This window comes from Nocardioides cavernaquae (assembly GCF_003600895.1).
Classification (GTDB): domain Bacteria; phylum Actinomycetota; class Actinomycetes; order Propionibacteriales; family Nocardioidaceae; genus Nocardioides; species Nocardioides cavernaquae.
Genome location: NZ_QYRP01000002.1, coordinates 1,441,241 through 1,457,178 on the forward strand (window position 1 = coordinate 1,441,241; position 15,938 = coordinate 1,457,178).

The following is a 15,938-nucleotide window of genomic DNA, read 5'->3' on the forward strand; positions in this document are numbered from 1 at the left end:
TTGTCCTTCGGCGCGCCCGGGTCCCCGGTGATTTGTCAGCCCGGTGGGACAGCTGGCTCCGGCTCAGACGGGTGGACGCCCATGGGCGAGCAGCTTGCCCGACGGTGCATCCCAGGCAGTCAGCTCGATCACGGCGACGCACGAGGTCGGCATCGGCGCGTAGGTCCCGGTCAGCGCCTCGACGATCGCCTCGACGCCGGGGTTGTGCCCGACCAGCGCCACCGTGCTCAAGGACGTGGGCAGCGAGCGGATGACCGCGAGCAGCTCGTGGTCCCACGCGGCGTACACGCGCTCGTCGAGGGAGATCGGCGGTGGCGTGGCCAGCTCACCCGCGATCAGGTCCCACGTGGTCGCGGCGCGGACCGCGGGGGAGACCACGGCCAGGTCGATCACGGGGTGGTGCGCAGCGATCCAGGAACCCGACTCAGGGGCCTGGCGTCGGCCGCGCTTGCCGAGCGGTCGCTCACGATCCGGCTCGTCTCCGGCCCAGTCCGACTTCGCGTGCCGGACCACGATCAGCGTCTTCACGCGGCACAGGGTGCCATGACCAGATGAACTCCCGGTCAAGGCTTCTTCTTGGTCGCCTTCAGCATCTGCTTCGAGCTCAGCGCCACGATGTCCTGGTAGCGCGAACCGCTGAACTTCGCGAAGGCGTGGAGCGCGTGGGCGTCGAGCCCGACGAGCACGCGCGCCTGGTTCTTGCGGACGCCCTTGAGGATGATCTTCGCGGCCTTGTCGGGGCCCATCGTCGCGAGCTTGTCGAACACCTTGGCGGTGGCGTCCTTGTCCTCGCTCTCGGTGACGCGGGCGTTGCGGGCGATCTCGGTCTTGATGCCACCGGGGTGCACGACGGTCACGCCGACCGGGTGCTTGCTGATCAGCATCTCCTCGCGCAGCGCCTCGCTGAAGCCGCGGACGGCGTACTTCGTGGCGTTGTAGGCGCTCTGGCCCGGGATCGACAGCAGGCCGAAGAGCGACGAGATGTTGACGATGTGGCCGTCGCCGGACGCGATCAGGTGCGGCAGGAACTCCTTCGTGCCGTGCACGACGCCCCAGAAGTTGATCCCGACGATCCAGTCGAAGTCCTCGTAGGACATCTCCTCGAAGTTGCCGGCCAGTGCCACGCCCGCGTTGTTGATGACGACATTGACGCGGCCGAAGTGCTCCGCCACAGCAGACGCGTACGCCGCGAACGCGGCGCGGTCAGCCACGTCGAGGCGGTCGGTGCGCACCTCGGGAGAGCCGGCCGTGGTGGCGAGCTCGGCGGTCTCGGCGAGCCCGGCCTCGTTGACGTCGGAGAGCGCCAGCAGCGCGCCCGAGCGGGAGGCCTCGAGTGCCAGCGCGCGACCGATGCCGGAGCCGGCTCCGGTGATGACGACGACCTTGTCCTGGAGTGTCTTCACGGCTGTTTCCTTCGGAGGTGGCGAGCGCTGCGGCGGTGTGGGGCGTGCGCGCACAGCGTGTCAGGCGAGAGGAACTTGTGCCATCGAGTTGGTGCGACGCGCGTCACATTGCACACGGTCACGCGTCTCATCTGCAATGTGAGCGGGACGCGGTGTATCGGAAACCCTTGTGGGTCCCGGCGGATCGCTGTTTACTTCGCGGAGTCCGATCAACCTGGTCAGGTGTCCAGAAACTCAGGAGGAGCTGTGCTCGCACACGAGCGAATCGGTGAAGGTCCGCCCCTTCTGCTGGTGCACGGCCTCGGGCACCGTCGCCAGGCCTGGTATCCGGTCGTCGACCTCCTGGCCCCGCACCGCGAGGTGATCCTCGTCGACCTCCCCGGCCACGGGCAGTCGCCTGCCTTCGCGCCGCGCGGGCGCTCGGCGAAGGACTACCTCCGCGACGAGCTCGAGGCGTTCCACGCCGAGCTCGGGCTGGAGCGCCCGCACGTCGCGGGCAACTCGCTCGGTGGCCTGATCGCGCTCGAGGCCGCGGTTGACGGCCGTGCGAGCAGTGTGACCGCGCTGTCGCCGGCCGGTTTCTGGGAGGACGAGCAGGACTTCGCCTACATCGAGCGGATCTTCAAGACCGTGGTCGTGGCGGCCGGCTACAGCCAGCACGTCGCTCCGATCCTCGCGCGCACGGCGCCCGGCCGCGCGCTGATGATGTCGTGGGCAATGGCGCACCCGCGTCGCATGAGCGCCGAGGCCGCGATCGGCGACCTGCGGTCCATGCTGCGGGCCCGGCCGGCCCTGAAGAACCTGTTGGGTCAGGCCTACTCCTTCGATCCCGAAGGCGTGCCCGATGACGTGCGCGTGACGATCGCCTGGGGCAAGCGTGACTACGTGCTCCGCACCTATCAGGCGGGCCGTGCGCGTCAGCTCATGCCCGATGCCACCCATGTCTGGCTGCGTGGTTGCGGACACGTGCCGATGTCCGACCGCCCGCGCCTCATCGCCAACGTGCTGCTCGAGGGCAGCTCCGGTCCGCTGCTGGCGGCGGCGCCACTCGTGGCCCAGGTCGGCTGAGCAGCCGAGCTGAGCAGCCGGACTGATCGCCCGGGCTGGTCGGTCGAGGCGGGCGCCGGAGCGTGGGTGTGCGCAGCGTCTCACCTCGTTTGGGTATCCGCTACGCGATGTACTTGGTAACTTTTCTGAAACACGATGTCCCTGATACTCCGGAGAGAACCCATGACTGAGAACCGACACCTCGACGTGCTGATCATCGGCGCGGGCGTGTCCGGCATCGGTGCTGCCTGTCACCTGATCCGCGAGGAGACCGGGGCGTCGTTCGCGATCCTCGAGCGCCGCGCCGCGATCGGTGGCACCTGGGACCTCTTCACCTACCCGGGCATCCGCTCCGACTCGGACATGCTCACGTTCGGCTACGGCTTCCGCCCGTGGGTCGGCACCGATGTGCTCGCCGACGGCCCGAGCATCAAGCAGTACGTCGCCGACACGGCCGCCGAGTTCGGCGTCACCGAGCACATCCACTTCGGCCGCCACGTCACCCGGGTGAACTGGTCGTCGGCCGACAACCTCTGGACCGTCGAGGCGGTTGTTGACGGCGCGGCCGAGGTCTGGACCGCGCGCTTCCTCATCGGCGCGACCGGTTACTACAACTACGACCAGGCGTTCCGGCCCGAGTTCCCGGGCGAGGATTCGTTCGGCGGGCAGATCGTCCACCCGCAGTTCTGGCCCTCCGACCTCGACTACACCGGCAAGCGCGTGGTGGTCATCGGCAGTGGCGCGACCGCGATCACCCTGGTCCCGTCCATGGCGCCGCTCGCGGAGCACGTCACGATGCTGCAGCGCTCCCCGTCGTACATCATGCCGGTGCCGGCGGCCGACCCCGTGGCGTCGCCGCTGACCAGGCTGCACGTGCCCTCGGCCCTGATCTACCGGTCCGGCCGCCTGCGCAACATCGTGCTGCAGCAGGCGCTCTACAAGATCTGCCGCTCGCAGCCGAAGCTGGCGCGCAAGGTCCTGCTCGGCATGGTCCGCGCCCAGCTGCGCGGCACGGTGGACATGAAGCACTTCACCCCGTCGTACAACCCGTGGGACGAGCGGCTGTGCGTGGTGCCCAACGGCGACCTGTTCCGCGTGCTGCGCCGCGGCGAGGCGAGCATCGTCACCGACCACATCGAGACGTTCACCGCGACCGGCATCCGCACCCGCTCGGGTGAGGAGATCCCGGCCGACATCGTCGTCTCCGCCACCGGCCTGCAGATCCAGCTCGCCGGCGGCGCTGCGATCGAGATCGACGGCGAGGCGATCAGCACCCACGACCGCATGCTCTACAAGGGCGTCCTGATGGAGGGCGTGCCCAACGCGATGTTCGTGATCGGCTACACCAACGCGTCGTGGACGCTGAAGGCCGACCTGGCCAGCACGTACTTCTCCCGCCTGATCAAGCACATGGACGAGCGCGGTCACACCACCGTGGTCCCGCTCGCGAGCCCCGAGGACCACGACACCACGTCGGTCATGGGCGACTCGATGCGCTCCGGATACATCCAGCGCGGTGACGCCGTGATGCCCCGACAGGGCAAGCGTGCGCCGTGGCGGATCTTCAACGACTACTTCAAGGACGCCCCGCTCCTGCGGCGTGGCGCCATCGACGACTCTGCGTTGCTGTTCGGCAGCGAGTCGTCCGCCATCGACCGGATCCCTGCCGCAGCCGCGGCCGTCTGAGGAGGACGCATGACCATCGAGCAGACCTACGACGAGGCCCTGAAGACCCTTTCCGAGGGTTCGGTGCGCCTGCACTTCGACGCCTTCGAGGACATCGACTGGGACAACCCGGCCAACGTCATCGACCCTGCGGCCGACTGCTGGATCCTCCCGACGGCCCACCCGCTGGGTGGCCACGCCTGGTACCAGGGCCTGTCCGAGGAGCGCCAGAAGGAGATCGGCTTCTGGATGATCGGCCAGATGATGAAGGTCGGCCTCGAGTTCGAGAACCTCCTCATCCGCGGCCTCATGCAGTACGTCTACAACCTGCCCAACGGCTCCCCGGAGTACCGCTACGTGACCCACGAGGCGACCGAGGAGACCCACCACACCCAGATGTTCCAGGAGTACGTCAACCGGGCCGGCGTCAACCCCCCGGGCATGCGCCGCTGGACCAAGACGATGCCGCTCCAGATGCTGATCCCGTCCTTCGCGACGCTCTTCCCGGAGTTCTTCTTCACGCTCGTGCTCGGCGGCGAGGAGCCGATCGACCACGCGCAGAAGATGATCCTGCGCAGCGGCTGGGAGATGCACCCGCTGGTGAAGCGGATCGTGTCGATCCACGTCGCCGAGGAGGCGCGTCACATCTCGTTCGCGCACCGCTACCTCACCGAGCGGGCCGACGACATGGGCGCCATCCGCAAGGGCCTTCTCGGTGTCCTCACGCCGGTCGTCTACCGCCTCATGTGCGACATGATCCTGACCCCGCAGCGGTCCTCCTACCGCGAGCTCGGCATCCCGCGCTCCGTCATCAAGGACGTGTACTGGAAGAGCCCGCAGGGCACCGAGCTGCTCTCCGAGACCTTCTCCGACCTGCGGATGCTGGCCGAGAACATCGGCGTCCGCAACCGGGTCACCCGCCCGCTGTGGAAGCTGCTCGGCATCGATGGTCGCCCGGCTCGCTTCCGCGGTGAGGTCCACGAGCGCGGCGGCCACAGCCACGGCGCGAGCACCAAGGTGGCCTGAGTGCCGTACGTCGTCACCCAGTCCTGCTGCAGCGACGCCGCGTGCGTCGTCGCGTGCCCGGTCAACGCGATCCATCCGACGCCTGGTGAGCCCGGATTCGCGACCGCGGAGATGCTCTACGTCGACCCGGTCGCCTGCGTCGACTGCGGTGCGTGCGCGACGGCCTGCCCGGCCGCCGCGCTCCAGCCGCACACCAAGCTCACCGATGCGCAGCTGCCGTTCATCGAGATCAACGCCGCGTACTACAAGGAGAATCCGCACGCCGATCGCCCGATCCTGGCTGCGGTCGCCAAGAAGCCGCACGTGGATGCTGCCGGGCTGCGCGTGGCCGTGGTCGGTGCCGGTCCGGCCGGCCTGTACGCCACCGACGAGCTGCTCAAGCACCCCGGCGTCTCGGTCGACGTCTTCGACCGGCTGCCGACGCCGCACGGTCTCGCGCGCTACGGCGTGGCCCCCGACCACCAGCACACCAAGCAGGTCGTGGGGCTCTTCGACAAGATCGAGCGCGAGGACGGCTTCCGCTACCGCCTCAACGTGCACGTCGGCGAGGACGTGACCCACGCGCAGCTCCGCGCGGCGTACGACGCGGTGATCTACTCCGTCGGCGCAGCCACCGACCGGCGTCTGGGCGTCGACGGCGAGGAGCTGCCCGGCAGCGTCTCCGCGACCGACTTCGTCGCCTGGTACAACGGCCACCCCGACCAGGCCGGCAAGTCCTACCCCGTTGGCTCGGACCGCGCTGTCGTCATCGGCAACGGCAACGTCGCGCTCGACGTGGCACGCATCCTGTCGCTCGATCCCGAGCGCCTGGCGGACACCGACATCTCCGACGTCGCGCTCGCCGCCCTGCGGGACAGCGCGATCCGTGAGGTCGTCGTGCTCGGTCGGCGCGGACCTGCGGAGGCGGCGTTCACGCTGCCCGAGCTGATCGGGCTGGCCGGCATCGACGAGATCGATGTCGTCGTCGAAGGCGATGTCGAGGTCAATTCCGAGAAGACCCGGATCCTTGCCGACCTGGCTGCCCGCGACCCGCGCCCCGGCCTGCGCCGCATCGTCCTCCGGTTCAACACCGCGCCCGTCCGCATCGTCGGCGAGCACGCGGTCGAGGGACTCGAGGTCGCCCGGACGACCGTCGTCGACGGCCGCGCCGTGCTCGCCGACGAGACCGAGGTGCTCCCGACCGGGCTCGTGCTGCGCGCCATCGGCTACCGCGCGACCCCCGTCAAGCACCTGCCGTTCGACGACCAGCGCGCCGTCGTACCCAACGACGCCGGACGCGTCGAGCCCGGCGTCTACGTCGCGGGCTGGATCAAGCGCGGACCGACCGGCTTCCTCGGCACCAACAAGTCCTGCTCCGAGGAGACCGTCGCGTCACTGCTCCTCGATCTCGACGCCGGACTGCTCACGGCGCCCGAGACCGTGATCGAGCGGCTTCCGCAGGAGATCAGCGAGCGCGGCTGGCGGGCGATCGACGCCGCCGAGCGCAGCGCCGGGGCCGCCGCCGGCCGTCCGCGCGTCAAGCTGCTGGACCGTGAGTCGCTGACCGCTGCCGCAGTGGTCGAGTCCACGCTCAGGAAGACACCGAGGAAGAGGCCGCTCGTGGCGCTGGGTCGACGCTGACCGGCGCGACTAGGGTGGGGTGCGTGCCACTCCCGCGGATTGATGGCCGTGCCGTCCGCTGGGACGAGCACCGGGCCGAACGACGACTCCTTGTTCTCGACGCTGCGGTCGCCGCGATCGAGGAGGCGCCGCCGGGCGCGGAGATCAACCTGCAGCAGATCGCCGACGCTGCAGGCCTGGTGCGCACCGTCCTCTACCGGCACTTCGAGGGGCGCGCGGGGCTTCAGCGGGCGGTGCGCGGCCACATCGTCTCGATGATCGCTGATGCCGTCATCCTGAACATCACCCTCGAAGGCAGCATCGACGAGATCATCGACCGGGCGCTCCGCGGCTTCGTCGGCTGGGTCGACGAGCACGCCAACCTCTACGTGTGGGGCGAGCGCGAGCTCGGTGATGGCCAGGAGAGCCAGCTGCTCGCACTCACCCAGTCCATCGCCGACCAGATCTCGGCGGTGATCGGTTTCGCCGCCCAGGCGCTCGGTCGCGAGTTCGACGACGAGGAGCAGGCAGCAATCGAGCTGCTGACGTTCGGAATCATCGGGCAGGTGCGTGGCACGGTCTCGTCGTGGGTCCGCCGTGCAGAGCGCGCGCCGGGCGTCGACGCACTCGTGGCGATGCTGCACCGGTCGATGTGGCTCCAGATCGACGACCAGGCCCGGATGTTCGGCTTCGAGCTCGACCCGACCGTCCCGGTCATGGACCTCTTCGCCGCGACCGCCGTCCAGGACTGAACTCCCCGGACGCGCCACTCCGGCGGGCGCCGCATGTCGGTCGTCCGGCGATTTCTCGCGCGCACCCATGGCGTGAGTGGGCATCCCTAGATATGTTAGACACTGCGTATCAGACATCTAGGGAGTGCGGTCATTTCGACCGCTGTCGACGAGGAGGCATGGATGACCACCGTGCACGATGAGCAGAGCTACGACGAGAAGTTGCGGACCCTTTCCGAGGCTTCGGTCCGCGTCTCGTTCAACGCGTTCAAGGACATCCCGTGGGACGACCCGGCGTACGCCGTGGTGCCCGGCGACCGCCGCTGGATCCTCCCCGAGATCGACCCGCTCGGGCGCCACCCGTGGTACCAGGCGCTTCCCGAGGACCGGCAGATCGAGATCGGCATGGCCCGGCTCGTCAACATCTGCAAGGTCGGCTGGCAGTTCGAGAACGTGCTGATCAAGGGCGTCCTCGAGTACCTCATGGACGTGCCGAACGGGTCGCCGGAGTTCCGCTACCTCATGCACGAGGTCACCGAGGAGACCCACCACATCCAGATGTTCCAGGAGGCGGTGAACCGCACCGGCGTCGACGCCCCCGGTGCCCCGCGCTGGTTCCGCATCGTGCAGTCGGTGCTGCCCGTCTTCGGCCGGTTGCTCCCGGAGATCTTCTTCACGGGCATCCTCGCCGGCGAGGAGCCGATCGACCACCTGCAGAAGGCGATCCTGCGCTCCGGCGACCAGGGCCACCCCGTGATGGCGCGGATCATGCAGATCCACGTGGCCGAGGAGGCGCGTCACATCTCCTTCGCCCACGAGTTCATCGCCCACCACACGCCGCGGCTGCCGCGCTGGCGCCGGGCGCTGCTCGCGGTCGTCTACCCGCTCGTGATGCGGATCCTGTGCGACGTCATCGCGATTCCGTCGCGTGAGTTCCGCAAGCGCTACGGCATCCCGCGGAGGGTGATGAAGGAGATCTTCTGGGACTCGCCCGACGGGCAGCAGCAGCTGCGCGACCTGATGGCTGACGTGCGGTTCCTCGCGGACGAGACCGGCCTGCGCAACAGCCGGACCCGCTGGATCTGGCGGTGGATGCGGATCGATGGCCGGCCCGCGCGCTTCCGCAGCGAGCCCGCCCGCACGGCTGCCTAACGGCTGTCGTGCTCCGCGAGGTGGCGGTGGATCTCGGGCCACGTCTCCACGGCGGCGCGCGGCGACGCGATCAGGCCGAGGTGGCTGAAGCCGCTGACCCCGTGGAAGCGCACCTTCGCCGACGGGTAGGCGCGGACGCCGGCTTCGACCGACGCGGCGTTGGCCAGGGTGTCGTGAGCGCTGCCGATGAGCAGCAGCGGCGCCCTGAGCCTCTCCATCCGGACCACGAAGTCCTCGCGCAGGTGGACCACGCCCGCGGCCAGCTCGCTGCGGGCAACAAGCAGCGTGAAGGACTGGTTGATGAACCGGCCCGGGTAGCCGGGCATCGAGGCCACGAAGCGGTCGTTCGCTCCGATGCGGGCCAACACCTCGGTGCGGCCGAGGTTGCTCGCCAGCGTCCAGGGCTTGGTGACCTCGCGCATCGGGGACATCCACCGGTACATCCGCTGGGTCAACGGTGCCGGGATGCCGCCCATCATCTGCGCCGGAGCGACGAGCGGCGCGGGTCCCACCAGCGAGGAGATCAGCCGCATGCCGGCGTACGTCGGGTTGAGGCGGTAGTCGGTCGGTGTGCCGAGGGTGCTGATCGAGGCGATCGGCAGGTCGGGTGCGTGGGCGCCGAGCAGCAACGACATCGTGCCGCCGTGTGACCAGCCGACGAGGTGCACGGGTGCTCCGCCGTGCTCGGCGGAGATCCGGAGGACAGCGGTCGGCAGGATGTCGCCGACCCAGTCCTCGAAGCCCATGCCGCGGTCAGCGAAGGTGATCTGCCCGTAGTCGATCGTGTACGTCGGTCGGCCGGCGTCCACCGAGGTGCGGGCGTCGACCCCTGCCAGGTGCGCGGCGAGGCTCTGGCCGGGACGCAGGTCCCAGCAGCTGACGGGGACCGCGAGCGGCGTCACCAGGAGCACCGGGTTCCCTGTCTGGCCGCTGTGCGGGGCCACTCGCGCCACGGTGGCGTGGTCCTCGGTGTACAGGACCTCGGTCGGGGCCGGGCGGCTCGGCTCGACGCCGTCGCCCAGCCAGGAGACGCCCCAGGCGTTGCGTGCGATCCGGCGCGCGATCGCCGATCGGCTCGGGCGCCGGGAGTTGCGCGTGCCCGGGGTGGGGGAGGTGGTCTCGATGGTCATCAGGCGTTGTCCTGGTCCCAGGTCACGAGCGTGCGCTTGAGCACCTTGCCGGTGGGGTTGCGGGGAAGCTCGTCGAGGAAGATCACGTCGCGGGGCACCTTGTAGCGGGCGAGGTTCTCGCGGACGTGGGTGCGGACCTCGTCTGCCTCGAGGCGGGCGCCCGGCAGCAGAACGACGAACGCGCGCAGGCGACGGCCGAACTCCTCGTCCTCGACACCGACGACTGCCACCTCGTGGACGGCGGGGTGCGCGACGAGCAGCTCTTCCACCTCGGCAGGGAAGACGTTCTCGCCGCCGGAGACGATCATGTCGTCGTCGCGTCCGTCGACGTAGAGCAGGCCGGCGCGGTCGAAGTGGCCGACGTCGCCGGTGGCGAGCATGCCGTCGATGATCTCCTTGCCGCCTCCACCGGTGTAGCCCTCGAAGGGCGTCACGGTGCCGACGAAGATCCGCCCGCGCTCGCCCTGGGGCACGCGGCGACCGGCCTCGTCGAGGATGGCGACCCGGCTGCCCAGCGCGGGAAGGCCCACTGAGGTCGGGTGGTCGCGGACGACGTCCGGGGTGGCGAGCGTCGCGACGGACACCTCGGTCGAGCCGTAGAGGTTGTAGATCACCGGGCCGAACTGGTCCTGGAACGCCGCGGAGACTGCGGCGGGGAGGGCCGCTCCGGAGCAGAAGACGATGCGGAGCGAGGAGGTGTCGTAGCGGGCGATCGTCTCCTGCCCCAGCGCGAGGGTGCGCTGCAGCAGGACGGGCACCGCACAGACGGTGTCGGCGCGGTTGCGCGCGATGTCGCCGAGGAACTGCTCGGGGTCGAAGTGGCGGCGAAGCACGACCTTCGAACCGGTGGCGATCGTCAGCAGCGTCATGATCAGGCCGGTGCCGTGGAACAGCGGTGGGCCGATGACGGTGGCGCCGCCGCTGCGCATCGGCATGCGGTCGAGCAGGCTGCCGGGCAGCGTGTAGCCGCGCGGTTCCGTGCGGGGAGCGCCTTTCGGCGTGCCCGTCGTGCCGCTGGTCAGGAGGACCAGGCGGCCGGGGCGGGCCGGCGGCGGCGGCGTGGTCGGTGAGCCCGTCGCGATCAGCTCGTCGAGCTCGTCGGTGCGCTGGGTGATGTCGGTGACGAGCTTGTCGGCGACGACGTCTGCGGCAACCGCAGCGAGATCCGCGTCGTGGACGAGGAGGTTGATGCCTTCACGCGCCGCGACCTCGGCTGCCTGGGGCGCGGAGAAGGCGGTGTTCAGCCAGACGGTGTTGAGCCCGGCGCGCGACGCCGCGAAGGCAGCGATGAGCGGAGCGCGGTGGTTGCGGCACAGGATGCCGAGCGTCTGGCCGGGCTCGTAGCGGTCGCGCAGCACGTTCGCCAGGCGGTTCACCTGCTCGTCCAGCGTGCGGTAGCTGATCTGGCCCCGCTCGTCGGCGATCGCCGGACGGTTGGGGTGACGCATTGCCGCCAACCGGGGTGCGGCGCCGAAGGGGCCGTACTGCGCAGCGGTCAGTGCCATGGACGGCAGCAGGTGGGGCGCGGTCACGGGGAGTGCTCCGGCGCGGGCGAGCGCGACCAGCGAGCGGGCTTCGAGCGCAGCCCGGGCCAGGGGTGTCTTCACGGGACTCCTCGGTCAACAGGCAGACAAGGTGTCCAGAATACTTTTAGGCAGGACAGGCTGTCCAAGTAATGTGTCTCACGCCGAGCCGATGGACGAGTGCGTCAGAGCGGGACGGGCGCGTCCAGGTCGATGTCGATGCCGGCGAGTGTCGAGGCGCTCTCGACGACCGAGCATGACGCTGCGGTGAGGAACCGGCACAGGTCTCGTTTCGAGCTCCGGCTCCGCCCGGCCAGCAGCCAGCGGTTGACCACGCTGTCGGTGATGCCGGTGAGTGCGAAGGCGAGGTTCTCCGCGGAGCCGCGCGGGAGCTTTGCGCCATGGGTCATCTGGGGGATCAGGGCGTTGACCAGGGCGACGACGCTCTGCGAGAAGGCGGTCTTGCCTCCCGTGATGGCTGGTGATCCCGGTGTCGGACGGGTCGTGGAGCCGCTGCCGATGAATCGGTGCAGGTTGGCGTGCGCGGTGACCCAGCCGACGTACGTCGTGACGGCGACGCGAATCATCTCGCGCAGCGTCGCGCGGGGCACCAGCAGGGGAGCCAGGGCTGCGGTCATCTCGTCGATGATCTGCCCGCGAATCTGCTCGTCCAGGTCCTCGCGGTCGCGGAAGAGCTTGTAGACGACCGAGCGCGGAATGCCGGCCTCGGCGGCGATGGCCGCGACGCCCACATCGCTGCCGTCGCGATCGATGAGGGTGATGGCTGCCGAGATCAGGCGGGCCCGTCGCTCCTGGCGGTGGTCGTCCCAGCGCCGGTCGCGACCGTCCGCCGACGTCGGAGCGTCCAATGCCTGGGTCATGCGAGAAACCTTAGACCGAGTCCTTGACTGGACACCATGTCCAACCTACTTTTGTCTGAGACAACGCGTCCAAGACAGATCGCTCTGCGGTCGCCCGAGCAACGGAGGGCCCTTTCGATGGCCAGCAGCAAGGTCTACGTCGTCGGCGTCGGCATGACGAAGTTCGAGAAGCCCGGGTCGAAGGACTGGGACTACCCGGACATGGCCCGCGAGGCGGGCACCAAGGCGCTCGACGACGCCGGCATCGCCTACGACCAGGTCCAGCAGGTCCACGTCGGCTACGTCTACGGCGACTCGACCTCCGGTCAGCGCGCCGTCTACGAGCTCGGCAGGACCGGTGTCCCGATCACCAACGTCAACAACAACTGCTCGACCGGTTCCACGGCGCTCTACCTTGCCGCGCAGGCGATCCGTGGCGGTCTCTACGACTGCACGCTCGCCCTCGGCTTCGAGAAGATGCAGCCGGGTTCGCTCATGTCGCAGTTCGATGACCGCACGAACCCGATGATGGACCACCTCATGGCGCTCGCCGAGCTCCAGGAGTTCGCGATGCCGCCCGCGCCGTACATGTTCGGTGCTGCTGGTCGCGAGCACATGGAGCGCTACGGCACGACGCTCGAGCACTTCGCCAAGATCGGCTACAAGAACCACAAGCACTCGGTGAACAACCCCTACGCGCAGTTCCAGACGGAATACACGCTGGAGGAGATCCAGAACTCGGCCGTCATCTACAGCCCGCTCACCAAGCTCCAGTGCTCGCCCACCTCCGACGGCTCGGGTGCGGTGATCCTCGCCAGTGAGGCCTTCGTGGACAAGCACGGCCTCGGCGACCAGGCGGTCGAGATGATCGGCCAGGCGATGGTCACCGACATGGAGAGCACCTTCACCGACAACTCCGCACAGTCGCTCGTCGGCAAGGAGATGTCCCGTGAAGCGGCACGCCAGGTCTACGAGCAGGCCGGCATCACGCCCGACGACGTGAGCGTGATCGAGCTGCACGACTGCTTCTCTGCCAACGAGCTGATCACCTATGAAGCGCTCGGCCTCTGCGCCGACGGCGAGGGCGGCAAGCTCGTCGACAACGACGACACGACGTACGGCGGCCGTTGGGTCGTCAACCCGTCCGGTGGCCTGATCTCCAAGGGCCACCCGCTCGGTGCCACGGGCCTGGCCCAGTGCTCCGAGCTCACCTGGCAGCTGCGCGGCACCGCCGACGCACGTCAGGTCGAGCGCGCCGCGCAGCCCGGCGGCGTCGCACTGCAGCACAACATCGGCCTCGGCGGTGCTGTCGTCGTGTCCGCGTACCGCAAGGCGCAGTAAGCGAGTGAGCAGCGAGCTTGCGTCTGTTCGGCGAGCGCACAAGCCGCCGACGAAGTCGGCCGGCCTGACCGGTCCCGGTGCCGGGCGCCCCTGCCGCCCGGCGCCGATGCACGCCCCCTCCGCATCGCCCATCACCCACACCAAGGAGCAACACCCATGGCTAGCGTTTCCGTCACCCAGGCCCTCCCCGTCGCCCCGGACGCCGCGTTCGCAGCGCTGTCCGACCTGAGCAACTTCGAGAACTGGCTCACCATCCACCAGTCCTGGAAGTCCGAGCTGCCCACGGAGATCACCGTCGGCACCCAGATCACCGAGGTCGTCTCGGTCATGGGCATGGCCAACAAGATCGAGTGGACGGTCACCGACGCCAACCTCCCCGTGTCGATGACCATCGAGGGCGCGGGCATGGCCGGCGTGAAGATCAAGTTCGTCATGTCCGTCGCCCCGGCCGACGGCGGCTCCGAGGCCACGATCGACGCCGAGTTCAACGGCACCATGATCGTCGGCCCGATCGGCAAGGCGGTTGCCAAGAACACCCAGGCCGACCTCGAGAAGTCGCTCGCGAAGCTCGCCGAGCTCGTCTCCGCCTGATTCCTCCCCTGCAGCGAAAGGCGTACTCCGCGATGAGCACCAGCACCGAGACCCCGAAGGCTCCCCGGTCGAGCAAGCCCGTCACCTTCAACGACGACGGCATCGGCGAGTGGACCGAGGACGTGGTCTTCGAGGTCACCAGTGAGCGCATCGCGGAGTACGCCGCCGCGACCAACGACCCGATCGAGGGTCACCGCAACGGCGAGATCGCGTCGCCCGTCTTCGCGGTCGTTCCCACCTTCTTCTCGATGGCGCCGGCCGCCCTCGAGGTCGCACCGGTCGAGCTCCTGATGAAGCTCGTCCACGGCGAGCAGGACTTCCACTTCCACGCACCGATCAAGCCCGGCGACGTCCTCACCTGCCGCGCCCGCGCGACCGGGTACGCCGCGCTGAGCACCGGCTCGACGGTCGTGGTCAAGGCAGAGACCCGCAACCAGGACGACGTCCTGGTCAACGAGCAGTTCATCACTGCGTTCTTCCGCGGCGTGGACGCCGGCCAGACCGTCGGCGAGCTCGCCCCGGGACATTCCCTCGAGGCCGCGCTGACGGCCGGCGAGCCGGTCGCCGAGGTCACCGCGCACGTCGACGAGGACCAGACGTTCCGCTACTCCCCGGCCTCGGGCGACCCGATGCCGATCCACCTCGACGAGGAGATCGCGATCATGTCCGGCCTGCCGGGCATCATCAACCACGGCCTGTGCACGATGGCGTTCACCTCGTGGGCCGCGCTGGAGTCCTTCGTCGACGGCGACGTCACGCGCCTCAAGCGCTTCGCGGTCCGCTTCGCGAAGCCGGTCCTTCCCGGGCAGGACATCACCACCCGCTTCTGGGACATCCCGGCCACCGCTGACCTGTCCGACGGCGACCGCGCCGTCGGTTTCGAGACCTCCGTCGGCGACGACCTCGTCATCCGCGACGGTCTCGCCGTCTTCACGGCCTGACCCCCTCCGAACCACACAGAAGGACATCTCCCATGGGAACTCTTGACGGACGCATCGCCATCGTCACCGGCGCGGGTCGCGGCATCGGCCGTGAGCACGCTCTCCTCCTCGCTCGCGAGGGCGCCTCCGTCGTGGTCAACGACCTCGGTGGCGCCAACGACGGCAGCGGCTCGGACGCCGGCCCGGCACAGCAGGTGGCCGACGAGATCGTCGCGGCCGGTGGGCACGCCGTCGCCAACACCGACGACGTCTCCAGCTGGGCCGGTGCCGAGGCGCTGGTGAAGCAGGCGGTCGACACCTTCGGCGGGCTCGACATCCTGGTCAACAACGCCGGCATCCTGCGCGACGCGTTCATCCCGGCGATCGAGGAGCACCAGTGGGACGCCGTCATCGCTGTCGTCCTCAAGGGCACCGCTGCGCCGATCCACCACGCCGCGGCGTACTGGAAGGCGCAGACGAAGGCAGGCAAGACGGTCGAGGCCTCGATCATCAACACCGCCTCCGCGTCCGGCACCTTCATGCCCAACGCAGGCCAGGCCAACTACGGCGCCGCCAAGGCTGCCGTTGCTGCGCTGACCCTCGTTGCCGCTGACGAGCTGGACCGCTACGGCGTACGCGCCAACGTGATCGCCCCGATCGCCCGCACCAGGCTCACCCTGGCCACTCCCGGCATGGGCGCGATCTTCGCGGAGGAAGTGCCCGAGGGCGAGTTCGACGCCTGGCACCCCTCCAACATCTCCCCGCTGATCGCCCGGCTCGCCGCGGCCGACTGCAAGCTCAACGGCAAGTTCTTCGCCGTGCAGGGTGGCGTCATCCAGGAGATGGAGGGCTGGCACGAGGTGTCGGCCATCGAGTCCGAGGGTCCGTGGGAGATCGCGGACCTCGCGGACCGCCTGGGCTGACGCCCGCCCGATCATCAGCTGCACCAT

15 protein-coding genes are annotated in these 15,938 nt (G+C 69.2%); 10 read left to right on the forward strand and 5 right to left on the reverse strand.

The features are described from left to right. Window positions 1-63 precede the first annotated feature (63 nt). A complete protein-coding gene (locus D4739_RS07020) occupies window positions 64-528 on the reverse strand; it encodes a SixA phosphatase family protein (RefSeq protein ID WP_120059899.1) in 465 nt (154 codons plus the stop codon). Window positions 529-563: 35 nt separating this feature from the next. Then, window positions 564-1,403, reverse strand: coding sequence for an SDR family NAD(P)-dependent oxidoreductase (locus tag D4739_RS07025; protein WP_120059900.1), 840 nt, complete (start codon window positions 1,401-1,403; stop codon window positions 564-566). Between the two features lie 246 nt (window positions 1,404-1,649). Between D4739_RS07025 and D4739_RS07030 the strand changes: the two genes are divergently transcribed. The 6 genes from D4739_RS07030 (at window position 1,650) to D4739_RS07055 (ending at window position 8,623) form a co-directional block, all read left to right on the forward strand. Further along, on the forward strand, window positions 1,650-2,471 hold the full coding sequence (locus D4739_RS07030) for an alpha/beta fold hydrolase (protein ID WP_120059901.1): 822 nt from the start codon (window positions 1,650-1,652) through the stop codon (window positions 2,469-2,471). A 162-nt stretch (window positions 2,472-2,633) separates the two neighbouring features. Beyond that, window positions 2,634-4,136 (forward strand): flavin-containing monooxygenase, encoded by a 1,503-nt coding sequence (locus D4739_RS07035; RefSeq protein ID WP_120059902.1) that lies wholly within the window; start codon window positions 2,634-2,636, stop codon window positions 4,134-4,136. A gap of 9 nt (window positions 4,137-4,145) precedes the next feature. Continuing rightward, on the forward strand, window positions 4,146-5,141 hold the full coding sequence (locus tag D4739_RS07040; RefSeq protein ID WP_120059903.1) for an AurF N-oxygenase family protein: 996 nt from the start codon (window positions 4,146-4,148) through the stop codon (window positions 5,139-5,141). After that, window positions 5,142-6,761, forward strand: a complete 1,620-nt coding sequence (locus tag D4739_RS07045; RefSeq protein WP_120059904.1) for an FAD-dependent oxidoreductase — start codon at window positions 5,142-5,144, stop codon at window positions 6,759-6,761. A gap of 23 nt (window positions 6,762-6,784) precedes the next feature. Beyond that, window positions 6,785-7,492 carry a TetR/AcrR family transcriptional regulator gene (locus D4739_RS07050; protein ID WP_182920336.1) on the forward strand — a complete coding sequence of 236 codons (708 nt, stop codon included), beginning with the start codon at window positions 6,785-6,787 and terminating at the stop codon, window positions 7,490-7,492. Window positions 7,493-7,654: 162 nt separating this feature from the next. Further along, window positions 7,655-8,623 carry an AurF N-oxygenase family protein gene (locus D4739_RS07055; RefSeq protein WP_120059906.1) on the forward strand — a complete coding sequence of 323 codons (969 nt, stop codon included), beginning with the start codon at window positions 7,655-7,657 and terminating at the stop codon, window positions 8,621-8,623. Here the strand turns inward: D4739_RS07055 and D4739_RS07060 are convergent. The 3 genes from D4739_RS07060 to D4739_RS07070 all read right to left on the reverse strand — a co-directional run bounded on the left by D4739_RS07060 (window position 8,620) and on the right by D4739_RS07070 (window position 12,157). Beyond that, a complete protein-coding gene (locus tag D4739_RS07060) occupies window positions 8,620-9,753 on the reverse strand; it encodes an alpha/beta hydrolase (RefSeq protein WP_120059907.1) in 1,134 nt (377 codons plus the stop codon). The two genes, D4739_RS07055 and D4739_RS07060, sit on opposite strands and share 4 nt — an antisense overlap. Next, a complete protein-coding gene (locus D4739_RS07065) occupies window positions 9,753-11,360 on the reverse strand; it encodes an AMP-binding protein (RefSeq protein ID WP_120059908.1) in 1,608 nt (535 codons plus the stop codon). The genes D4739_RS07060 and D4739_RS07065 overlap by 1 nt, the downstream gene beginning before the upstream one ends. A gap of 101 nt (window positions 11,361-11,461) precedes the next feature. Further along, window positions 11,462-12,157: a TetR/AcrR family transcriptional regulator gene (locus D4739_RS07070; protein WP_120059909.1), complete on the reverse strand. Its 696-nt coding sequence runs from the start codon at window positions 12,155-12,157 to the stop codon at window positions 11,462-11,464. Window positions 12,158-12,274: 117 nt separating this feature from the next. Between D4739_RS07070 and D4739_RS07075 the strand changes: the two genes are divergently transcribed. From D4739_RS07075 to D4739_RS07090, 4 genes are all read left to right on the forward strand, one after another. Beyond that, the gene (locus D4739_RS07075) at window positions 12,275-13,477 is read left to right on the forward strand and encodes a lipid-transfer protein (RefSeq protein ID WP_120059910.1); all 1,203 of its coding nucleotides are present in this window, start codon (window positions 12,275-12,277) and stop codon (window positions 13,475-13,477) included. Between the two features lie 156 nt (window positions 13,478-13,633). After that, window positions 13,634-14,068 (forward strand): type II toxin-antitoxin system Rv0910 family toxin, encoded by a 435-nt coding sequence (locus D4739_RS07080; protein WP_120059911.1) that lies wholly within the window; start codon window positions 13,634-13,636, stop codon window positions 14,066-14,068. A gap of 32 nt (window positions 14,069-14,100) precedes the next feature. Further along, entirely contained in the window at window positions 14,101-15,009 is a 909-nt protein-coding gene (locus tag D4739_RS07085) for a MaoC/PaaZ C-terminal domain-containing protein (RefSeq protein ID WP_120059912.1), read from the forward strand. A 32-nt stretch (window positions 15,010-15,041) separates the two neighbouring features. Further along, on the forward strand, window positions 15,042-15,911 hold the full coding sequence (locus tag D4739_RS07090) for an SDR family oxidoreductase (protein WP_120059913.1): 870 nt from the start codon (window positions 15,042-15,044) through the stop codon (window positions 15,909-15,911). Window positions 15,912-15,938 lie beyond the last annotated feature (27 nt).

Coding starts and splice junctions, on each gene's coding strand:
- D4739_RS07035 (WP_120059902.1), top strand. CDS start 2,634: ATGACTGAGAACCGACACCTCGACGTGCTGATCATCGGCGCGGGCGTG.
- D4739_RS07040 (WP_120059903.1), top strand. CDS start 4,146: ATGACCATCGAGCAGACCTACGACGAGGCCCTGAAGACCCTTTCCGAG.
- D4739_RS07055 (WP_120059906.1), top strand. CDS start 7,655: ATGACCACCGTGCACGATGAGCAGAGCTACGACGAGAAGTTGCGGACC.
- D4739_RS07060 (WP_120059907.1), bottom strand. CDS start 9,753: ATGACCATCGAGACCACCTCCCCCACCCCGGGCACGCGCAACTCCCGG.
- D4739_RS07070 (WP_120059909.1), bottom strand. CDS start 12,157: ATGACCCAGGCATTGGACGCTCCGACGTCGGCGGACGGTCGCGACCGG.
- D4739_RS07075 (WP_120059910.1), top strand. CDS start 12,275: ATGGCCAGCAGCAAGGTCTACGTCGTCGGCGTCGGCATGACGAAGTTC.
- D4739_RS07080 (WP_120059911.1), top strand. CDS start 13,634: ATGGCTAGCGTTTCCGTCACCCAGGCCCTCCCCGTCGCCCCGGACGCC.
- D4739_RS07085 (WP_120059912.1), top strand. CDS start 14,101: ATGAGCACCAGCACCGAGACCCCGAAGGCTCCCCGGTCGAGCAAGCCC.
- D4739_RS07090 (WP_120059913.1), top strand. CDS start 15,042: ATGGGAACTCTTGACGGACGCATCGCCATCGTCACCGGCGCGGGTCGC.